Source organism: Snodgrassella alvi (assembly GCF_040741455.2).
Taxonomy (GTDB): domain Bacteria; phylum Pseudomonadota; class Gammaproteobacteria; order Burkholderiales; family Neisseriaceae; genus Snodgrassella; species Snodgrassella alvi_E.
The window spans coordinates 2024970-2041854 of sequence record NZ_CP160328.2 but is presented as its reverse complement, the minus strand read 5'-3'; the positions used below and the strand labels follow the sequence as shown (position 1 = coordinate 2041854).

Below are 16885 nucleotides of genomic sequence, written 5' to 3'. Positions count from 1 at the left end.
ACATAACATGAAAAACTGCCTGAATCCCATATCGGTTCAGGCAGTTTTGTTTTACCCAGCAAAGCAAAGTTTAAACCTCTCAGAACACACCATTTAACCTAGCATTTTCTTATAATAGACTTTTAAGCACAGAATCAACATGAACCAAACCATACATTGGACAGAACACGGTCAGAGCATGCAAGCCATGTGGGGCGGTGACAGCCGCCATCCGGCACCCACCCAAATTCAGACAATCAGCCAAATCAGTGCAGAACAAGCTTTACAGCAGATGCGCCAGAATATCGCACTGCTTTGGCGGGGTGATTACCACCAAGGCAAACAGCTACTGGCAGCAATCAAAAAACGTGTACATAGCAAAGCACGCACGCACAACGATTTTCACAAACACCGCCTGCAACAGGCACAACACAGCCGCCTGTTTCAGCAGCTACTTATAGAAATTCAACCAGACGGACAAATATCCAATAATCGTGCACCTAACGTTGCAGGCGCAATCACCGATGTATATGGCAGTCCCAACCATACCAACTTACTTCTCCCCCTTCATTTGCTACTCGGCTACATTGGCGCACATGAATGGCATAAAACAGGTGTCCGCATACCCGCACTCAACGGGCAGAAAATCTATGTTCCCTATGGCGTTTTTTCACCTGTACGTGGTGAATATCTGCAACTAGTAGCAGAAGCTCACCTGCCTGAGCCCTGCCACAGCGCATGGGATATCGGTACCGGCAGTGGAGTACTGGCTGCCATACTGGCACAGCGCGGTATAGCTCATATAACTGCCACCGATAACAACCCACGCGCCATAGCATGCGCACAAGCCAACATTCAACGCCTCGGATTAGCTGGACAGATTCACATCCAACACACCAGCCTATTTCCGGATGGCCGCGCCGACCTCATTATTTGCAACCCGCCATGGCTACCTGCCAAAGCAAGCAGCGATATTGAAACTGCCCTTTACGACCCGGCACACCATATGCTGCAATCCTTTCTCAGTCATGCACTCAACCACTTGAATTCGAATGGACAGGTATGGCTGATCATGTCCGATATTGCCGAACATCTGGGTTTACGATCGTCGGAAGCTTTACCGCAGTGGATACAATCAGCCGGCTTAAAAGTGATACACAAAACCGATATTCAACCAACACATCCAAAAGCTCACCAGCACCATCACCCACTAGCCAATGCACGCAACCGCGAAATTACTTCCCTTTGGCAGCTATCAGCACAATAACTCCGTAACAAAAACGAGAAACAAATTTAACTAAATAGCATAAAGATTAGTGTTTTTAATTTCTCGTTTTTAATCTATTTTTATAAACCGCTTTATTTATACCAATCCCTTAGCAAAAACCCAGTTGCACATTAAATCAGAATAAAACCTATTCCGATAACTCAGCAATAGGGGTAGCTGCTACTTTTTTAGTCAGCAACAAAAAAAGTTACTAATCCATTATTCCAATCGAGATTACTCTGAGTGAAATTGCTATTCTTTTCTGCAAATCAGCTAAATTCATATTATATTACAGCTAATGTCTTAAATCGTTTTGGATGATCCACCTACACTACTATGCATTATTTAATCGTTATCGGTCTGCTGACTGCTTCCAATCTAGTGATGACTACCGCATGGTACTGGCACATTAAGCCAAGCAATAACATTTTTCCACTGTGGCAAATTATTCTAATCAGCTGGGGTATTGCACTGTTTGAATATTGTCTAGCAGTGCCCGCAAATCATCTTGGCGCACAATGGGGTATTAAACCTTTTCAGCTAAAGATTATCCAAGAGGTTGTTACACTAGTAGTATTTACACTGTTTGCAATACTGTATCTAAAAGATGAATTCCGCCTAAATTACCTGATCAGCTTTGCATTCATTCTCGGCGCAGTTTATTTTGCTTTTAAACGCTAATCCAATAAAAAAGGACGCACCAGCGTCCTTTTTTAAATTCGCCTATCAGGCCTTCGGCAAAGTCACACCGGTTTGTCCCATATATTTGCCGGCACGGTCTTTATAAGAAGTAGCGCACTCTTCGTCACTTTCAAAAAACAACACCTGCGCTACACCTTCGTTGGCATAAATTTTAGCTGGCAGCGGCGTGGTGTTGGAAAACTCCAGAGTGACATAGCCTTCCCACTCCGGCTCAAACGGCGTAACGTTGACGATGATGCCACAACGCGCATAAGTGGATTTACCCAGACACACAGTGAGCACATTGCGCGGAATACGGAAGTATTCCACTGTACGAGCCAGGGCAAATGAATTGGGCGGAATAATGCAGAAATCATCCTCAATGGTAACAAAATTGCGCGTATCAAAATTTTTCGGATCAACAATGGTGCTGTTAATGTTGGTAAAAATCTTGAATTCACGGGCACAGCGGATATCGTAGCCATAGCTTGAAGTGCCATAGGATATGATTTTTTCACCGTTTACCTGTTTAATCTGGTTCGGTTCAAATGGTTCAATCATGCCATGCTCTTCGCTCATGCGGCAGATCCACTTGTCTGATTTAATACTCATGACGATACCCTTGATAAATTTAGCGCATTATACCGAAGCCTATGCTGCCGTTGCAGGCCTATTGCGGCAATTTACGCCTGCATATACATTTAATCGGCCATCCAGCCACCAAGATGATGCACCAGCTCAGCCAGCAGATCACCCAAAGCTTCAGCCATCAGAATTTGTGAAGCAAAAGTTATGCTCTGTATATCATCACCCTGACCGGCTGCTTCTTCTTGAATCACGTCCAGAAACTGGATGCGCTTCAGAGTAAAATCCTGTGTGAGCACAAAGCGCACTCTATCCTGCCAGCTTAGCCCCAGCTGAGTAACGACTTTACCGTTTTTCACCAGATTAACCACTTCTTCGGCAGTCAAATCCTGATGGCTGATGCGCACCACCGGTGCAGCATCACCCAGACCTTTCAGTTCACAATCACTGTCGAGCTCAAAATGGCCGGCTGCAGCACCATTTAGCAGCCACTCTGTCATCAGACTGCCCGGAGATTGCTGGGTTCGCGGTAGCCTAGCTTCCAAACCGCCCAATGCATCACGCAATTTGGTAAGCAGCATTTCTGCGCGATTGGTGTTGGCCTGATTAATCAGCAGCAGACCACGCTGCGTATCAATTAACGCTTCTGTTTTGCTGCTTTTGGTAAAGGCACGCGGCAGTAAATCATCTGTGATGGTTTCTTTTAGTTCCATCTTTTCCTTGCGGCCAACATTACGCCCTTCTGCTTCCCGGATTTCGCTAATTTTTTCTTCCAAAATATCGCGTACCACTGCAGCCGGTAATACTTTTTCTTCTTTTTTTAATGCTATACGCAAAGTGTTTTGTGCCGGAAACACCATTTCCGGGCTAAATGATACTGGGCTGGCAAATCCGATGCTATCCCAGTCCAGCCCCATACATGGCTTGAATTCAGCTTGAGCGAGTTTGTCGGCCAAAGTTTCCAGAGCCGGTAAATTCTCTTTATTAAGCGGATAAATAGTTAATTGCTTAAACCACATGCGTTATGTCTTTCACATTCAACTGAGAAAGAGGAGATTATACGGCAGCTTGCACCACAGCGTCCTGAAGCTGGACGCTGATAAGGTAATTAATTTTTAAGGTGTGAACCAGAGCAAAGCGATGCAAATATCGGTCAATAATGTTCGAATATTATTCTGTAGCGCTTCACTTATTAATTTACATTTTTCATGTTTAATTAAAGTTTTGTGTAGATGCAACACTTACGCCCTAAACCCCTTAAATAACTAGATTTAAGACATTAACGACGAAACAATCATCCACCACTATTTCCTTTCACTCATTACATTCATTCAGCAAGCAAAAACCGTCCTGAAACAACTTGCACAAGCCCAGAAGGATGAAGCGTGTGTACTTTCCGAACAAGTACCGGAAAAAAAACTGGAAAATATGATGTATACCTGCCGGATAATCTCTTATCAATGGGCTATGCCAATCAGGCCGTTGATACCACTGCAACGCACCAATGGCTACAGCAACTTATCCCCACCCAGCCCGAAACCGACCAAACCTAAACATTTATTACTATCTCAACCGAATCATTTACTCTTTCGACCGGCACTCTGCAAATAAATCAAGCTGTGCCTGATATTCATTGGTGTGGACATCCATCAACCCTAGTACCGAGTGAAAAATATTATCGTGTGAGTAGGCCTGCTGCTGAGCATGCCGGCGCAGACAGTCCATATTCAAATGGCTGGCGCGGGCAAAATCCTGATTAGCCCAAAACACCATCGGCACATGGGTCTGTTCTGCCGGCGCGATTGCGTATGGTGTGGCATGAAGATACATTCCATTTTCGCCCAAAGATTCACCGTGGTCAGAAAAATACCACATGGCACTGGCCAGTCCCTTTTCCTGCTGCAACAGCTTAATCAATTCAGCCAGCACATGATCCGTATACAGCACAGTATTATCATAAGTATTGCGTAATTCCTCATTACTGCACTGCTGAATCTGATTGGTATCGCAGGTAGGCGTAAACCGCCGAAACGTATCTGGATAACGCTGATAATAAGCTGGTCCGTGGCTACCCATGGTATGCAGTACGAGCACGGCATCATCCGTTAAATCAGCAATCGCAGCCCGTAAATTAAGTAACAGGCTCTCATCCAAACACCCATCACTGTTGCATTCCAAATTCGGTGCCCAATCTCGTACATCTACATGGCGGACGCGCTCGCATACCCCTTTACAACCGCCATCATTATCACGCCACAGCACATCCACACCCGCACGCTGCAAAACATCCAATAAACCTTCCTGATGTTTAGCCAAATTGGCTTTATAGTGCTGACGTGGCATATTGGAAAACAGGCATGGTAAAGATATCGCCGTTGCCGTACCACAAGAAGTGACTTGCGGAAAATTAATTACTTGCTCTCCCATCGCCGCCAGCTCCGGCGTAGTCTGGCGCTGATAACCATTCAGGCCCCAGCTTTGTGCACGCGTGGTTTCTCCCATCACCACCACAAGCAACCGCTTCGGCCCCTGTTGTTGATGACGGACATCCAGCCCAATTTTCTGTAACGGCTGGTGCGCATCATAAGCGTTATAAGCGGTTTTCAGTGCCGCACCCACAATATTTGTTGGCACAATCAGATGATTCACAGCCTTATTATTACGAAAAAAAGAAATATAGCTACCATATGCCAGAAAAATAATCGCTGCCACCATAGCCAGAGAACCACCCATCATCAACAAACGCCCACCTAGCTCACGATACCAAGGACGAGCATAGCCAATCTTTATCCCCCAGCAATACCACTGTGCCGGTAACAAACCCGTTATCCCCAGCCACATCCAAAATTGTGGCGTCAACCAAGCTCCAGCCTCCCCAACATTAGTCTGAATAATATTTTGCAGCATATTCGCATCAAAATAAATATTCTGCATCATTACTGCATAGCTTACCGCCGAACCTAGTAACAGCAACAAAGGTACCATCACCCGATGCAAATAAGGCCAAAACAGCAATTGCATACAGAAATTCATCGCCGCCAGCAGAAAAAAGGGTATAGTTAACCATAATATGATGTTGTGATTAAAACTAACATGCTGCACCAGATATTTCCAGAAGCCGAAATTCAAAACTACAGAAATATAAACACTCAGCAATAACACCGTTCGATTACTGCTCAAAACCCATTTAGACTGCATTTGCTAGCCCCTGTTAACCAAACAGTGGCAAGTGTAAAAAAACAGCCTTAAGTGAAGCTTAAGGTAAACCGTACCCACACCCCATAGCGATGTGATACGGTATAGAACAAAAAGCATTAACCTGTACATATCAGGAGCCACAAATGAATCAATCCTGGCATGAAGAAAAACATTTTTCCAACCGTAATAACTGGCTGCGAGCCAGCGTACTCGGTGCCAATGATGGCCTTATTTCTACAGCCAGCCTGTTGATGGGTCTGGCCGCTGCTGAACCAAACCACCAAACCCTGCTCATTACCGGTATTGCTGCCCTTGTATCCGGTGCTGTCTCCATGGCCGCCGGGGAATATGTTTCCGTATCCAGCCAGCGCGATACTGAAGCTGCCGATTTACGCAAAGAGCTCGACTCCCTCACTCGCTATCCTGAAATGGAGCTGGCAGAACTTACTGATATATACAGGCAGCGCGGCTTAAATCAGACACTGGCACAGCAAGTAGCAGAAGCATTAACCAAACACAACGCCCTCGAAGCCCACGCCCGCGAAGAAATCGGCATCACCGAAGTTAGTAAAGCCAACCCTTTGCAAGCAGCGATGGCTTCTGCCTTTTCTTTTGCTTGCGGCGCCCTACTCCCCGTATTACTATCACTACTAAGCTCAACCGTTTGGCTAATGAGCACACTGGCTGTCACCACCGTAATCGGTCTCGGCATCCTCGGTTGCATCTCAGCCCATCTAGGTGGGGCACCCAAACGACCGGCAGTCATCCGCATCATCATCCTCGGTGCTCTGGCACTCGCTTTTACCAGCATGATCGGTCGAATAATCGGCATAACAATATAAAAAGCATGCGCATACTGATACTCGAAGACGACAGCGATATTGCAGATGGACTACATGCAGGCTTACACCAGCATGGCATGGCCTGTGACATCTTTGCTTCCGGACGTCTGGGTGAACAAGCGCTGAGCGCTGCTCCATACGACGCCGTTATACTAGATTTAAGTCTAGCCGAAACAGACGGTATGGACGTACTCAGACACTGGCGCAAACAGGAAATCAATACTCCCGTACTCATTCTTACTGCACGGGATGCCTTGCCAGACCGGCTAGCTGGCCTCAATGCCGGAGCAGATGATTACCTATGCAAACCCTTTGCCTTAGATGAGGTCATTGCCCGCCTTCACGCCTTGATAAGGCGCAGTCAGGGCATCAGCCAGACCCAAATCAGCTTTGGCCAGCTTATCCTTAGTCTCAACAGCTGTAGCGCCAGCTTATATGGCCAGCCACTAAATCTCACACAGCGCGAATGGTTGCTGCTGCAACTACTCGTTACTCACCCCCAGCGCGTATTTACGCGGGCTCAGATCGAAGACAAACTTTATAGCTGGGAGCAAGAAGTTGAGAGCAACGCCGTAGAAGTCCACGTACATCATTTACGCAAAAAAATCGGTGCCAGCATCATCCGCACCCGCCGCGGTCTTGGATATCAGCTCGGAGAGGCACCATGAAGCCCACCACCGCCATCAGCCGGCGATTACTTATCTATCTTGGTGCCACCCTGCCCATTTTGTGGCTAGTCACTGCCTTTATTAGCGCAGCAGCCGTCATGCATGAAATAGACGAAGCCGGCGATACTCAAATGAGCCAGCTCGCACAGCGGCTGATGCATACTCCCATCAACCTTGATACCAGTCATTACCCAACCCTGCCGGAAATACCACAAAAACAACGTGGACTCATCGACAGCAAAGAATCCGGCTATGCCATCTGGTACAAAGGACAGCTTATCAACGCAGACCAGACCGGTCACAGCATCCCATACCGCAACAACTACCAAGGCTTCATCAATCAGGGGGAATGGTGGCAAAGCCACGCATGGCGCCTCTTTTACCTGAATAACCCTCAGCAGCAACTTCAAGTAGCCGTATCCTTCAGCATGCATGAACGCCTGCAAACCGTATTACGCGCCGTATGGTCACAATTGGCCGTATCTATCCTTGCCATCCCTCTGCTGCTATGGCTCATAGTATGGGGCGTCCGTCGAGGCACCAGACCCCTGCAAAAATTAACCCAGACCCTATACCAGCGAGATCCGCATAGTGTCACGCCCATTACCAGCGCCGTACCCAGCGAAATACAACCCATGATTAACGCGCTGAACGACTTACTCCAGCGTATTGAACAAACCCGAGCCCGTGAGCTGCGTTTTACTGCCGATGCCGCACACGAACTGCGCAGCCCGCTGGCCGCTCTCAAAGTACAAACAGAAGTATTGGCCTTAACCCCACTTAGCGATACTCAACAGCAGCGCGTACGCACCATCGAACACAGCATCGACCGCACCACCCATCTGGTCGACCAGCTCCTCACTCTTTCCCGCCTCGACCCACTCACCGCCCCACCTTATACTACCGCAGTAAACTGGACAGAAATCACCAACGAAGCCATTGAAAGCGTCAGCCTTCAAGCACGTGAACGCCACTGTCGCATCCGGCGCCAGTATCAGGCCGAAACAGCAGACATACTCCCTCTGACCGGCGACCCGACCCTGCTGACCATACTTATCCGCAACCTACTGGATAACGCCATCCGCTACAGCCCCGAACACAGCACCATCAACCTCACTCTAGCAGCCGACAGTATCACCATCACCAACCCCTGCAACGCCATCGCCCCCGAAAACATGCAACGCCTGCGCGAACGGTTTTTCCGGCCGGCCGGACACGAAAGCAGTGGCAGCGGACTGGGATTATCGATTGTAGATGGGGTAGCGCAATTGCATGGGCTAAAAATTCAACTGGATACTAAAAAACCAACCTATAATGAACTAATCTTTTTTCAAGCAAGGATAAATTTCCCAATTTAAGAAAGTATTTCTATGAAAATATTATTAATAAGAAATCATCCATCCATATATCAATTTCATAATTTTTAATAAGCTTATTAATTTAATTCATTTTAAATTGGCAACAACAACTTTATTAAAATAACTTTTTTAAAATTATTTGAATTTTAATACAATTATATATATTAAAAACAATGTTCATAAATATAAATTAAATATTAATATTTATAATTTATCAATATTAATAAATATGATAGATTATTGGTTTCAATGCTATGTAAAGTCACACCATTTTCTTTTTCCACAACCACAAGGACAAGGTTGATAAGGACCAATAACTTATTCATATTTTAAAATTTCAGGACTTCAATGAAAAATTTAATTTGAAATTCCATTCATTTGTTCTGAATCTCTACCAGATAATTTAAGTAACCCAAATTTATTTTTAGAATTTTCATTGTTTAGAATTTCAAATTTTTTTATTAAGTAATTTTCTATAATTTTGCACACAAGACAAATTTTTTAAAGGTTTTCTAATATTATTAATTTGATATCCTTCATATTTTATATTTATATTTGGTAAAAATAATTTTTTTTGAAGCATATTTTCTTGGTGTAACATCTATCTCGACTATTAACTTTTATATATTCAGAAACATTATCTATACACTCATGTACAAGAGCATCATCGGCAGGAAAAACATTGACTAATAAAGGCTTTTGATTATTTATTTCATTACAAAATCTAACAAAATTTTATTTAACACAGGTTTAATAGGAAAGTATATTTTGGTCATATTTTTATATATAATAAACCTAATTTTTATGCTTATATATTTAATGATAAAGGTTTATCTAATATAAAATAATAATTTTTTAAATCAGCTATAATTTGATATATTCAGAAAAATGAAATAAAACACTTATTGCTTAGAGTAACGCGTTTGGCCAGCATATACACTATTTCATGCAGAACAAGTGCTTCTTCACAGCAACAATTGAGCAGATATTTAACCACCTTGAAGTTGATTTAGGCATTTTTCTGTTCAGCGCTTAATTAATTGTTGAAATAATAGACATAGCCGCGGCATTTTGCAACAAAGAAGCAGCGCCATCATGAAAATCAGAGTTAATGAAATTTATATTCCCGCCTTAGACTATCCAAAACATAAAGCTTTGCAGATAAACAAATCCTACAGTTCTTGCTTTACCCGATAGGTCGGCTGATTTTCATCGATTTCAATTTTCTTTAGCTTGTCACAACTGGGCGTACCGGCAAAATCTTTAAAAGGCGACTCCTGCTCATTTTTGCAATTTTCTTTAAGCCTTATTTTATCAAACTGCGAAGGTTTATAAGCAAAAACATTGCTTAAAGAGCAAGATAACAATATAGCCAGAACAATAGAGGCAAAACCGTTTTTCATTACCTTTAATCCTTTGTCACCAGATAATATTTAACCTGTTAATTGAATTTGTGTTTTGCTGTGATTCAAATAACAGACAAAATCATCACTTTTACTTATTAATTTGTTTAAGTCCTTTATATAACGGTATAAATGAAACCTGAATCCATTACCATAATACAATATTACCATCAATAATTAAGTAATTTCCATTACTAACAGATAAATTGAAAATAAATTAATTTTCTTGTTTCAAAGTAAAATTTTTATTTTGCCCTTTTGAATTATTTAATTTATAAAAATAATTTAATACCGGTAAATTAAGTCTGTTTTGATTAGATTTAGAAATAAAGAATATTTTTATTCAAATTAATTTTGACATTGCTTATAAAATACTATTTTTATTTATATCCAATTTTGAATAAAACCGGAGATGAATTTAAAGTAAATTGAATAAAGTTCAGTACATTTCAATTTGATAAATATACTGGTATGTTGATATTTTAGCAAAAATCCACTCACTCACACAATTTGACACATCTATGTCCACTTAGGGATAATTCGCACGCTTATTATGCACGCGCCTATCGTCTAGTGGCCGAGGACACCGCCCTTTCACGGCGGCAACCGGGGTTCGAATCCCTGTAGGCGTGCCAAATTGCGAAGCTAAATTAATTGCTCAGAGTGTAAATCTGATTATTCAATTTTTATAAGTATTGGTCAAAATTTTATCAGTCCAATTCTATTTATTTTTAATTACTGCATTCCTTAACTATTTTCTTTATGTTGTTGACTAGGATTATATCTTGGTCAGAGGCAGTCTAATTAAGCTACTGTAACAAAAAAACAGCGTTTTAACACGCTGTTTTTTTTTATTAATTCTCTGATTTCTATTTTCTAATAATGCGTCTTATCAAGAAAATGATAGCGCAAGCAAAGAATACCAGTCCCAAGAGCTCACTCATTTTATCCCAGTTATGCAAATTCAGAGCCAGCGGCGCTTCTCCTTCACCTAACGCAATGGAAACCACAATTACCATGGCCATGACCACGCCAACAATACTTTCACCAACAATCAAGCCAGCTGCCAGTAAAGTTCCACGGCGGTCAGTGGCTTTTAGCTCACGCTGCTGTGTTTTAGGGTCGCTGTATCGATTTCTAATGTGACGCATACAGAAGTATGAAAGTACGGTGCCAATAAAAATGGGCATATTTACAGAAGCAGGCAGGTAAATGCCCATACCTACTGCCAATGGCGGCACACTCCAGCCCGGGCGCAGTTTTTTGACTACTAAATCCAGAAGGATAAGAAATATACCTAGGAAGACACCTATTTTAATATAGGTCCATTCCAGATTATGGGAGAAAATACCTTTGGCTATAGTAGTCATCAGCGTAGCCTGCGGCGCAGACAATGCCTGTGCTGCATCCATATTTGCTCTTGGCAACGCGCCAGTAAAGCCATAAGCGTTATATAGCAATTCCAGTACTGGCGAAATAACAATGGCACCAACAATACAGCCGATAATCAGGGCAACCTGTTGACGCCATGGAGTGGCGTGCACGAGATGGCCGGTTTTTAAATCCTGCAAATTGTCATTTGAAATAGTAGAAATAGCCATGACTACAGATGCTGTAAACAACGCCAGTGCGGTCATAAACTGGTTGCCACCTGCCATAGCAAAGATGCCACTTGACTGGCCAATTACCATGAATACTAAAGATATAATAACAATTGAAACGATTCCGATACTGGATATTGGGCTTGAAGAAGAACCAATCAGGCCGGCCATGTAGCCACTGGCCGCAGCCACAAGAAAACCAATAATAAATGCCATAATTGTGGCACAAGCTACCAGCGCACAGGCAAGTCCAACGGATATATGCACAGAGGAAATAAAACTATAAAAGGTGGCTGCCAGAATAATCAATGTAGCAAGCACAATAAGTAGCATGGTTTTAGGAGATAAATCCTGATTCACCCGTTCCTGTGTCTGTGCGCTATCTGAGCTGGAACTAAAAGCCTGAAAAGATAGCTTCATGCCCTCAAGCATTGGTTTGAACAGGGTGATTAAAGTCCAGATTGCTGCCACGGCTATTGCCCCAGCGCCAATATAACGAACTTTGGTAACCCACAAATTGATGGCAAAATCAATCATGCTTGCATGTTCAGGCATGGGTGTGGTGCTGGTAAAATACGGTACGGCTATGCCCCATGAGAAAAACATACCCAATAAGACGGCTATACCACCCGTAATTCCTACCAGCCAGCCGGCACCCAGTAGAGCAAGTGAGAATCCCATGGGTACCTGAAAAACTGCGCCCCCTACTTTAAACCAAGCGCTAGCGCTTTCGCTAATTATGCGCAATCCACTGACCAAAAAGCTGAATATACCTGAGAGTATACCGCCGGTAACAATTTGTTTTACTCCACTTTGTGGTTCCTGAGCATCAGCATCGTTCTGCGGCTGATTGTGATCTCCGGCTTTGAGTATTTCGGCAGCAGCCAAGCCTTCTGGATAAGGTAAATCACTTTTAACAACCAGTACATGGCGCAGGGGTACGGTAAAAATAACACCCAAAATACCACCAGCCACACATATTAAAGTGGTCTGCCAGAAGGGAAAGCCTTGCCAGTAGCCAATCATCAGCAGGCCGGGTAAGACGAAAATTATTGAAGACAATGTTCCGGCGGCTGAAGCCTGTGTTTGTACCATGTTGTTTTCAAGAATATTTGAACCTTGAAAGCATTTGAGTACAGCCATGGATATCACGGCTGCTGGTATGGATGATGCAAATGTCAGGCCGACTTTTAGCCCCAGATATACATTAGATGCTGTAAAGATAACAGTGATGAGTGCACCTAAGATCATGCCGCGAATGGTTAATTCCCGGTATTGATCGACCGCCGATGAGGTGGTTGAGGGGTGTTGCATGTAATAACTCCATAAAGATGCGGACTGGAATAATAGCAATAATTCTGAAATTTCTGGATATTAATTTATTCTTTTACCGCCGCTATTTTGGACAAAAAGCTGCATTGTACAAACTGGTCTGTGTTTTTTCATTAGATTTTAAGAATCTAATGTAAATAATATTTATTTTATTTTTTATTAGGTTAATTGGGTTTAAATCAGCTGGTGATATTTCATTATTTATTGAAATCGTTTCTTTTCCAGCCGTTTGTTGTCAAGCCTGATACTGATGTCTATACTGGGCATTTTTATCAAGCTGTGTATTTGTCATGAGTTTCGTTCTGGTTTTACAGCATGCTGATTTGCTTTCCTGTGATTTGTCTGCATTAGATGCAATTATGCCTATTTCACCTGAGTACAGTTTCAATAAATCAGTATTACGCTTACCGGTGCGGAAAGAATTCAAGCTTGAAGAGACATTACAAGCTAAGCTACTGGCGCAGCATATAGATTTTGCTATTCTACCGGATGAGCGTTTTGCTGACTTGGGTCTGATTGTCAGCGATATGGATTCAACCCTGATCACGATTGAATGTGTGGATGAAATTGCGGCCGGCGTGGGTCTACAGGCAGAAGTAACAGCCATTACTGAACGCTCAATGCGGGGAGAAATTGACTTTGAGCAATCATTACGTGCTCGGGTAGCATTGTTAAAAGGGTTACCTGTTACTGAACTTAACCGAGTATATGACGAAGTTTTGAAATTATCACCGGGAGCCGAATGGCTGCTACAGCAATGTCGAGAATATGGGGTAAAGTTTATGCTGGTTTCAGGTGGCTTTACTTACTTTACTGATCGTCTCAAACAGCAATACGGGCTTGATTACACATATGCCAACCAATTAGTAGTGCAAAACGATAAGTTAACTGGCGAGCTAACCGGCCGTATTATCGATGCACAGGCTAAAGCAGATTTACTGGCAGAATATTCAGCAATGCTAGGATTGGCTAAGTCTCAGATTGTGGCTATGGGTGACGGTGCCAATGATATTCCGATGTTACAGGCTGCTGGTTTTGGTGTAGCTTATCATGCCAAACCCAAAACTCAGACTGCCACGACCATTAGTGTCCGTTTTGGTGGTTTGGATGCGGTGCGCAAATGGTTCCGCTGATGTTTAGTTTTGTCTTACAGACTTATATTAAAAACTCATTGCAATTAATTTAGAATTAAGAATAATCACATAGTTACATAGATATTTTTAGGAATACACTTATGTACCCGATAGCTGAGCCATATCAGTCTGGCCTGTTGCAAGTTTCTGCAATTCATCAGATTTACTGGGAAGCAAGCGGTAATCCGGCCGGTAAGCCGGTAATTTTTTTGCATGGCGGACCGGGTGCAGGAGCTTCACCAGCTTGCCGAGGTTTTTTTAATCCAGAAAAATACCGCATCATTATTATAGACCAGCGTGGCTGCGGCCGCTCCCTACCTTATGCTTGTATTGATGACAATACCACTTGGGATCTGGTAGAAGATATAGAAAAAGTACGCCGAATGCTACAGATAGAGAGATGGCAAGTCTTTGGCGGTTCTTGGGGCAGTTCGTTGGCATTAGCCTATGCTAAAACTTATCCGCATCGAGTGACCGAGCTAGTACTTCGAGGAATATTTTTATGCCGTCCACATGAAATGGATTGGATCAATCAACAGGGTGCCAATCGTTTTTTTCCTGAAGCATGGAAAAATTACCTTGCTCCGATTGCTGTGGATAAACAACACAATCTGATTGATGCCTATCATGAGTTGCTTTGCCATCCCTATACCGACGAAGTCTCCCAGCTTAATGCAGCTCGAGCATGGGCACAGTGGGAAAGCAATATTGTTCATTTGGAACCAGACCAAGCCGGTGTGGATGAATATGACGATTCTTATAAAGCATTAGCAATCGCTCGCATTGAAAATCATTATTTTGTTCATCGCTGCTGGCTGGCGAGTGAATTTGCTTTACTAGAAAATATTCAAGTGTTGGCTGATATTCCGATGGTGATTGTTCAGGGGCGCTATGATATGTGCACACCATTTGAAAGTGCTTGGGATTTAAAACAGGCTTTGCCTCATGCCAAGCTGGTGGTCACCATAGCGGGACATTCTGGATTTGAACCAGCCAATCAAGCGGCATTGGTGGCTGCTACAGACGCTTTTGCTAATCTATAGTTAACCTATACTAGATTAAGCTTTAATTAAACAGGCCTGAATCGAATCAGGCCTTTTACGTTGATCAAAATTACCTTTATCTTTCTTAGCAAAATTTCTGAATCAGACTGTATAAACTGCCACTGTGTTGTTCAGCTTTTGCTGCTATGGCATTTTTTGCTATACCCGATACTGGAGAAATACCATATAAGGCAGTATACCCAAGGTAATTCATTTGCGTATATTCCGCAGATTGTTTAACTGATTGTAAAAAATCATCGATGAGAAAATGATTTTCTTTTTGAAAATTAATCTCTGGTTGGCCAACTGTCATAGAGACGAGTAATTTTTTATCTTTCAATTTGTTTCCTAGTGAACCATAGGCAAATTGATAAGTGAACACTTGATCAAACCAAATTTTTAATATAGCGGGCATATTAAACCAATACATTGGGTATTGAAGAATAATAAGCTCATGACGAAGCAAAGCTTGTTGCTCGGCATCAACATCAATCTGATAATCAGGATATAAATTGTAAATATTTCTAATCTCTATATCCGGTAGTCTAACAGCTAAGGATTCGGATATTGTTTTGTTTGCAATGGAGTTTTTAAAATCTGGGTGCGCCAGTATCATTAGGGTCATGATTTTTCCTCAATAAACTATAAAAATTTTATGTACTCAAATAATTTTAGTAGAATTTAAAAAAAATACTATAACTATCAAATATGAGAGTTAGGAAAAAAATCATGCATACAGATGATTCCTGTGCAATTACCCATCGTGGTAAACGCTATCATTGCAATATTAGTTTAGCTATGAATCTAATTGGCGGTAAATGGAAAGGTGTGATTCTTTATTATTTGCGTAGTCAACCAAAAAGATTCAGTGAACTCAGAAAAAATATGCCAGATATTACTGAAATGACGCTAAGCCTTCAGCTTAAACAGCTAGAGAAGGATGAGTTAATTACTCGAACGGTGAAAGGTGATAAACCTCCCGTACAAGTGAGCTATGCACTTACCAACAAAGGTCATTTACTTAGCCCGATTTTAATGTCTCTATGTAACTGGGCCGAAGTGATTAATGATGAAAATCAAAAAATGCTTTAGGTTTAAGCAGATAAATAATTTTCAATTATGATTTCTGGCCGGTTTATACGATCTGAATGGGTTGGTTTCAATTTGATTCTTTTATTTTGGCTGGTTTCAGCTCTAGCATAATTACTTGATTTAGGCATGAATAAAGTTGACTAAAATTGTCGGGTATTAGATAATTCAACCATTGTCAGTCTATTTCGGGTTTTGTCATGCGTTTAACCACCAAGGGGCGTTTTGCTGTTATTGCCATGCTGGATTTAGCCATGCATGCGCAATCTGGTGCGGTAAACCTGACTGCGATTAGTGAGCGCCAGCGTATTTCCTTATCTTATCTGGAACAGCTTTTTGGCAAATTACGCCGTGCAGGGCTAGTAGAAAGTATCCGAGGCCCGGGTGGCGGCTATGTTTTAAGCCATGCAGCCGACCATATCAATATTGCCGATATCATTGCGGCTGCAGAAGACACGATGGATGCAACATTGTGCGGCGGCCATGCAGACTGTCAGGATGGTACGCCTTGCCTGACTCACGATTTATGGGTCAACCTAAATAAAACCATAGACGATTATCTGCGCGGAATTACTTTGCAATGTATCCTGAATCAACAATCTTACCGAAATATCAGTAATGAACAAAAAAGCAGCCTTGAGCAGCCGATTACCTTGATTAATCTGCACTAAAACTAGCGCTGTGATAGATATTTAAAGAGAACACG

At 42.5% G+C, this 16885-nt stretch carries 16 protein-coding genes and 1 tRNA gene; 11 read left to right on the top strand and 6 right to left on the bottom strand.

Annotation, left to right across the window (positions count from 1 at the left end; genetic code table 11):
- Positions 1 to 139: 139 nt before the first annotated feature.
- Both ABU615_RS09115 and ABU615_RS09110 read left to right on the top strand, forming a co-directional pair.
- Positions 140 to 1246 (top strand): methyltransferase, encoded by a 1107-nt coding sequence (locus tag ABU615_RS09115; RefSeq protein ID WP_370388876.1) that lies wholly within the window; start codon positions 140 to 142, stop codon positions 1244 to 1246.
- Between the two features lie 336 nt (positions 1247 to 1582).
- Entirely contained in the window at positions 1583 to 1927 is a 345-nt protein-coding gene (locus ABU615_RS09110) for a DMT family protein (protein ID WP_100139759.1), read from the top strand.
- Between the two features lie 45 nt (positions 1928 to 1972).
- Here ABU615_RS09110 and dcd read toward each other — a convergent pair whose 3' ends face one another.
- Together dcd and ABU615_RS09100 are read right to left on the bottom strand one after the other, a co-directional pair.
- Positions 1973 to 2539, bottom strand: coding sequence for a dCTP deaminase (gene dcd, locus ABU615_RS09105; protein WP_367489254.1), 567 nt, complete (start codon positions 2537 to 2539; stop codon positions 1973 to 1975).
- Between the two features lie 89 nt (positions 2540 to 2628).
- Positions 2629 to 3531 carry a recombination-associated protein RdgC gene (locus ABU615_RS09100; RefSeq protein ID WP_267391284.1) on the bottom strand — a complete coding sequence of 301 codons (903 nt, stop codon included), beginning with the start codon at positions 3529 to 3531 and terminating at the stop codon, positions 2629 to 2631.
- Positions 3532 to 3897: 366 nt separating this feature from the next.
- Between ABU615_RS09100 and ABU615_RS09095 the strand changes: the two genes are divergently transcribed.
- Positions 3898 to 4065: a hypothetical protein gene (locus tag ABU615_RS09095; RefSeq protein ID WP_367489257.1), complete on the top strand. Its 168-nt coding sequence runs from the start codon at positions 3898 to 3900 to the stop codon at positions 4063 to 4065.
- 28 nt (positions 4066 to 4093) lie between these two features.
- Here ABU615_RS09095 and ABU615_RS09090 read toward each other — a convergent pair whose 3' ends face one another.
- A complete protein-coding gene (locus ABU615_RS09090) occupies positions 4094 to 5710 on the bottom strand; it encodes a phosphoethanolamine transferase (RefSeq protein ID WP_370388875.1) in 1617 nt (538 codons plus the stop codon).
- A 143-nt stretch (positions 5711 to 5853) separates the two neighbouring features.
- Here ABU615_RS09090 and ABU615_RS09085 point away from each other — a divergent pair, with 143 nt between their 5' ends.
- The 3 genes from ABU615_RS09085 to ABU615_RS09075 are packed head-to-tail and all read left to right on the top strand — an operon-like array spanning position 5854 to position 8578.
- A complete protein-coding gene (locus ABU615_RS09085) occupies positions 5854 to 6552 on the top strand; it encodes a VIT family protein (protein ID WP_367489265.1) in 699 nt (232 codons plus the stop codon).
- 5 nt (positions 6553 to 6557) lie between these two features.
- Positions 6558 to 7220: a response regulator gene (locus tag ABU615_RS09080; RefSeq protein ID WP_100139751.1), complete on the top strand. Its 663-nt coding sequence runs from the start codon at positions 6558 to 6560 to the stop codon at positions 7218 to 7220.
- On the top strand, positions 7217 to 8578 hold the full coding sequence (locus ABU615_RS09075; protein WP_370388874.1) for an ATP-binding protein: 1362 nt from the start codon (positions 7217 to 7219) through the stop codon (positions 8576 to 8578). The genes ABU615_RS09080 and ABU615_RS09075 overlap by 4 nt, the downstream gene beginning before the upstream one ends.
- A gap of 1172 nt (positions 8579 to 9750) precedes the next feature.
- Here the strand turns inward: ABU615_RS09075 and ABU615_RS09070 are convergent.
- Positions 9751 to 9981, bottom strand: a complete 231-nt coding sequence (locus ABU615_RS09070) for a hypothetical protein (RefSeq protein ID WP_369608884.1) — start codon at positions 9979 to 9981, stop codon at positions 9751 to 9753.
- A 559-nt stretch (positions 9982 to 10540) separates the two neighbouring features.
- Here ABU615_RS09070 and ABU615_RS09065 point away from each other — a divergent pair.
- A tRNA-Glu gene (locus tag ABU615_RS09065) sits at positions 10541 to 10616 on the top strand.
- Between the two features lie 234 nt (positions 10617 to 10850).
- On the opposite strand, the gene ABU615_RS09060 is transcribed toward ABU615_RS09065, so the two are convergent.
- Positions 10851 to 12896 (bottom strand): OPT family oligopeptide transporter, encoded by a 2046-nt coding sequence (locus tag ABU615_RS09060; protein ID WP_267404592.1) that lies wholly within the window; start codon positions 12894 to 12896, stop codon positions 10851 to 10853.
- 308 nt (positions 12897 to 13204) lie between these two features.
- On the opposite strand from ABU615_RS09060, the gene serB reads away from it, so the two are divergent.
- Both serB and pip read left to right on the top strand, forming a co-directional pair.
- The gene (serB, locus tag ABU615_RS09055) at positions 13205 to 14047 is read left to right on the top strand and encodes a phosphoserine phosphatase SerB (RefSeq protein WP_370388873.1); all 843 of its coding nucleotides are present in this window, start codon (positions 13205 to 13207) and stop codon (positions 14045 to 14047) included.
- Positions 14048 to 14148: 101 nt separating this feature from the next.
- Positions 14149 to 15090 carry a prolyl aminopeptidase gene (gene pip, locus ABU615_RS09050; protein ID WP_370388872.1) on the top strand — a complete coding sequence of 314 codons (942 nt, stop codon included), beginning with the start codon at positions 14149 to 14151 and terminating at the stop codon, positions 15088 to 15090.
- 85 nt (positions 15091 to 15175) lie between these two features.
- Here the strand turns inward: pip and ABU615_RS09045 are convergent, their stop codons facing one another.
- Entirely contained in the window at positions 15176 to 15715 is a 540-nt protein-coding gene (locus ABU615_RS09045; RefSeq protein WP_369611731.1) for an NAD(P)H-dependent oxidoreductase, read from the bottom strand.
- 104 nt (positions 15716 to 15819) lie between these two features.
- Between ABU615_RS09045 and ABU615_RS09040 the strand changes: the two genes are divergently transcribed.
- Both ABU615_RS09040 and ABU615_RS09035 read left to right on the top strand, forming a co-directional pair.
- The gene (locus tag ABU615_RS09040) at positions 15820 to 16182 is read left to right on the top strand and encodes a winged helix-turn-helix transcriptional regulator (RefSeq protein ID WP_369611732.1); all 363 of its coding nucleotides are present in this window, start codon (positions 15820 to 15822) and stop codon (positions 16180 to 16182) included.
- A gap of 197 nt (positions 16183 to 16379) precedes the next feature.
- Positions 16380 to 16850, top strand: coding sequence for an Rrf2 family transcriptional regulator (locus ABU615_RS09035; RefSeq protein WP_100139742.1), 471 nt, complete (start codon positions 16380 to 16382; stop codon positions 16848 to 16850).
- Positions 16851 to 16885: the final 35 nt, after the last annotated feature.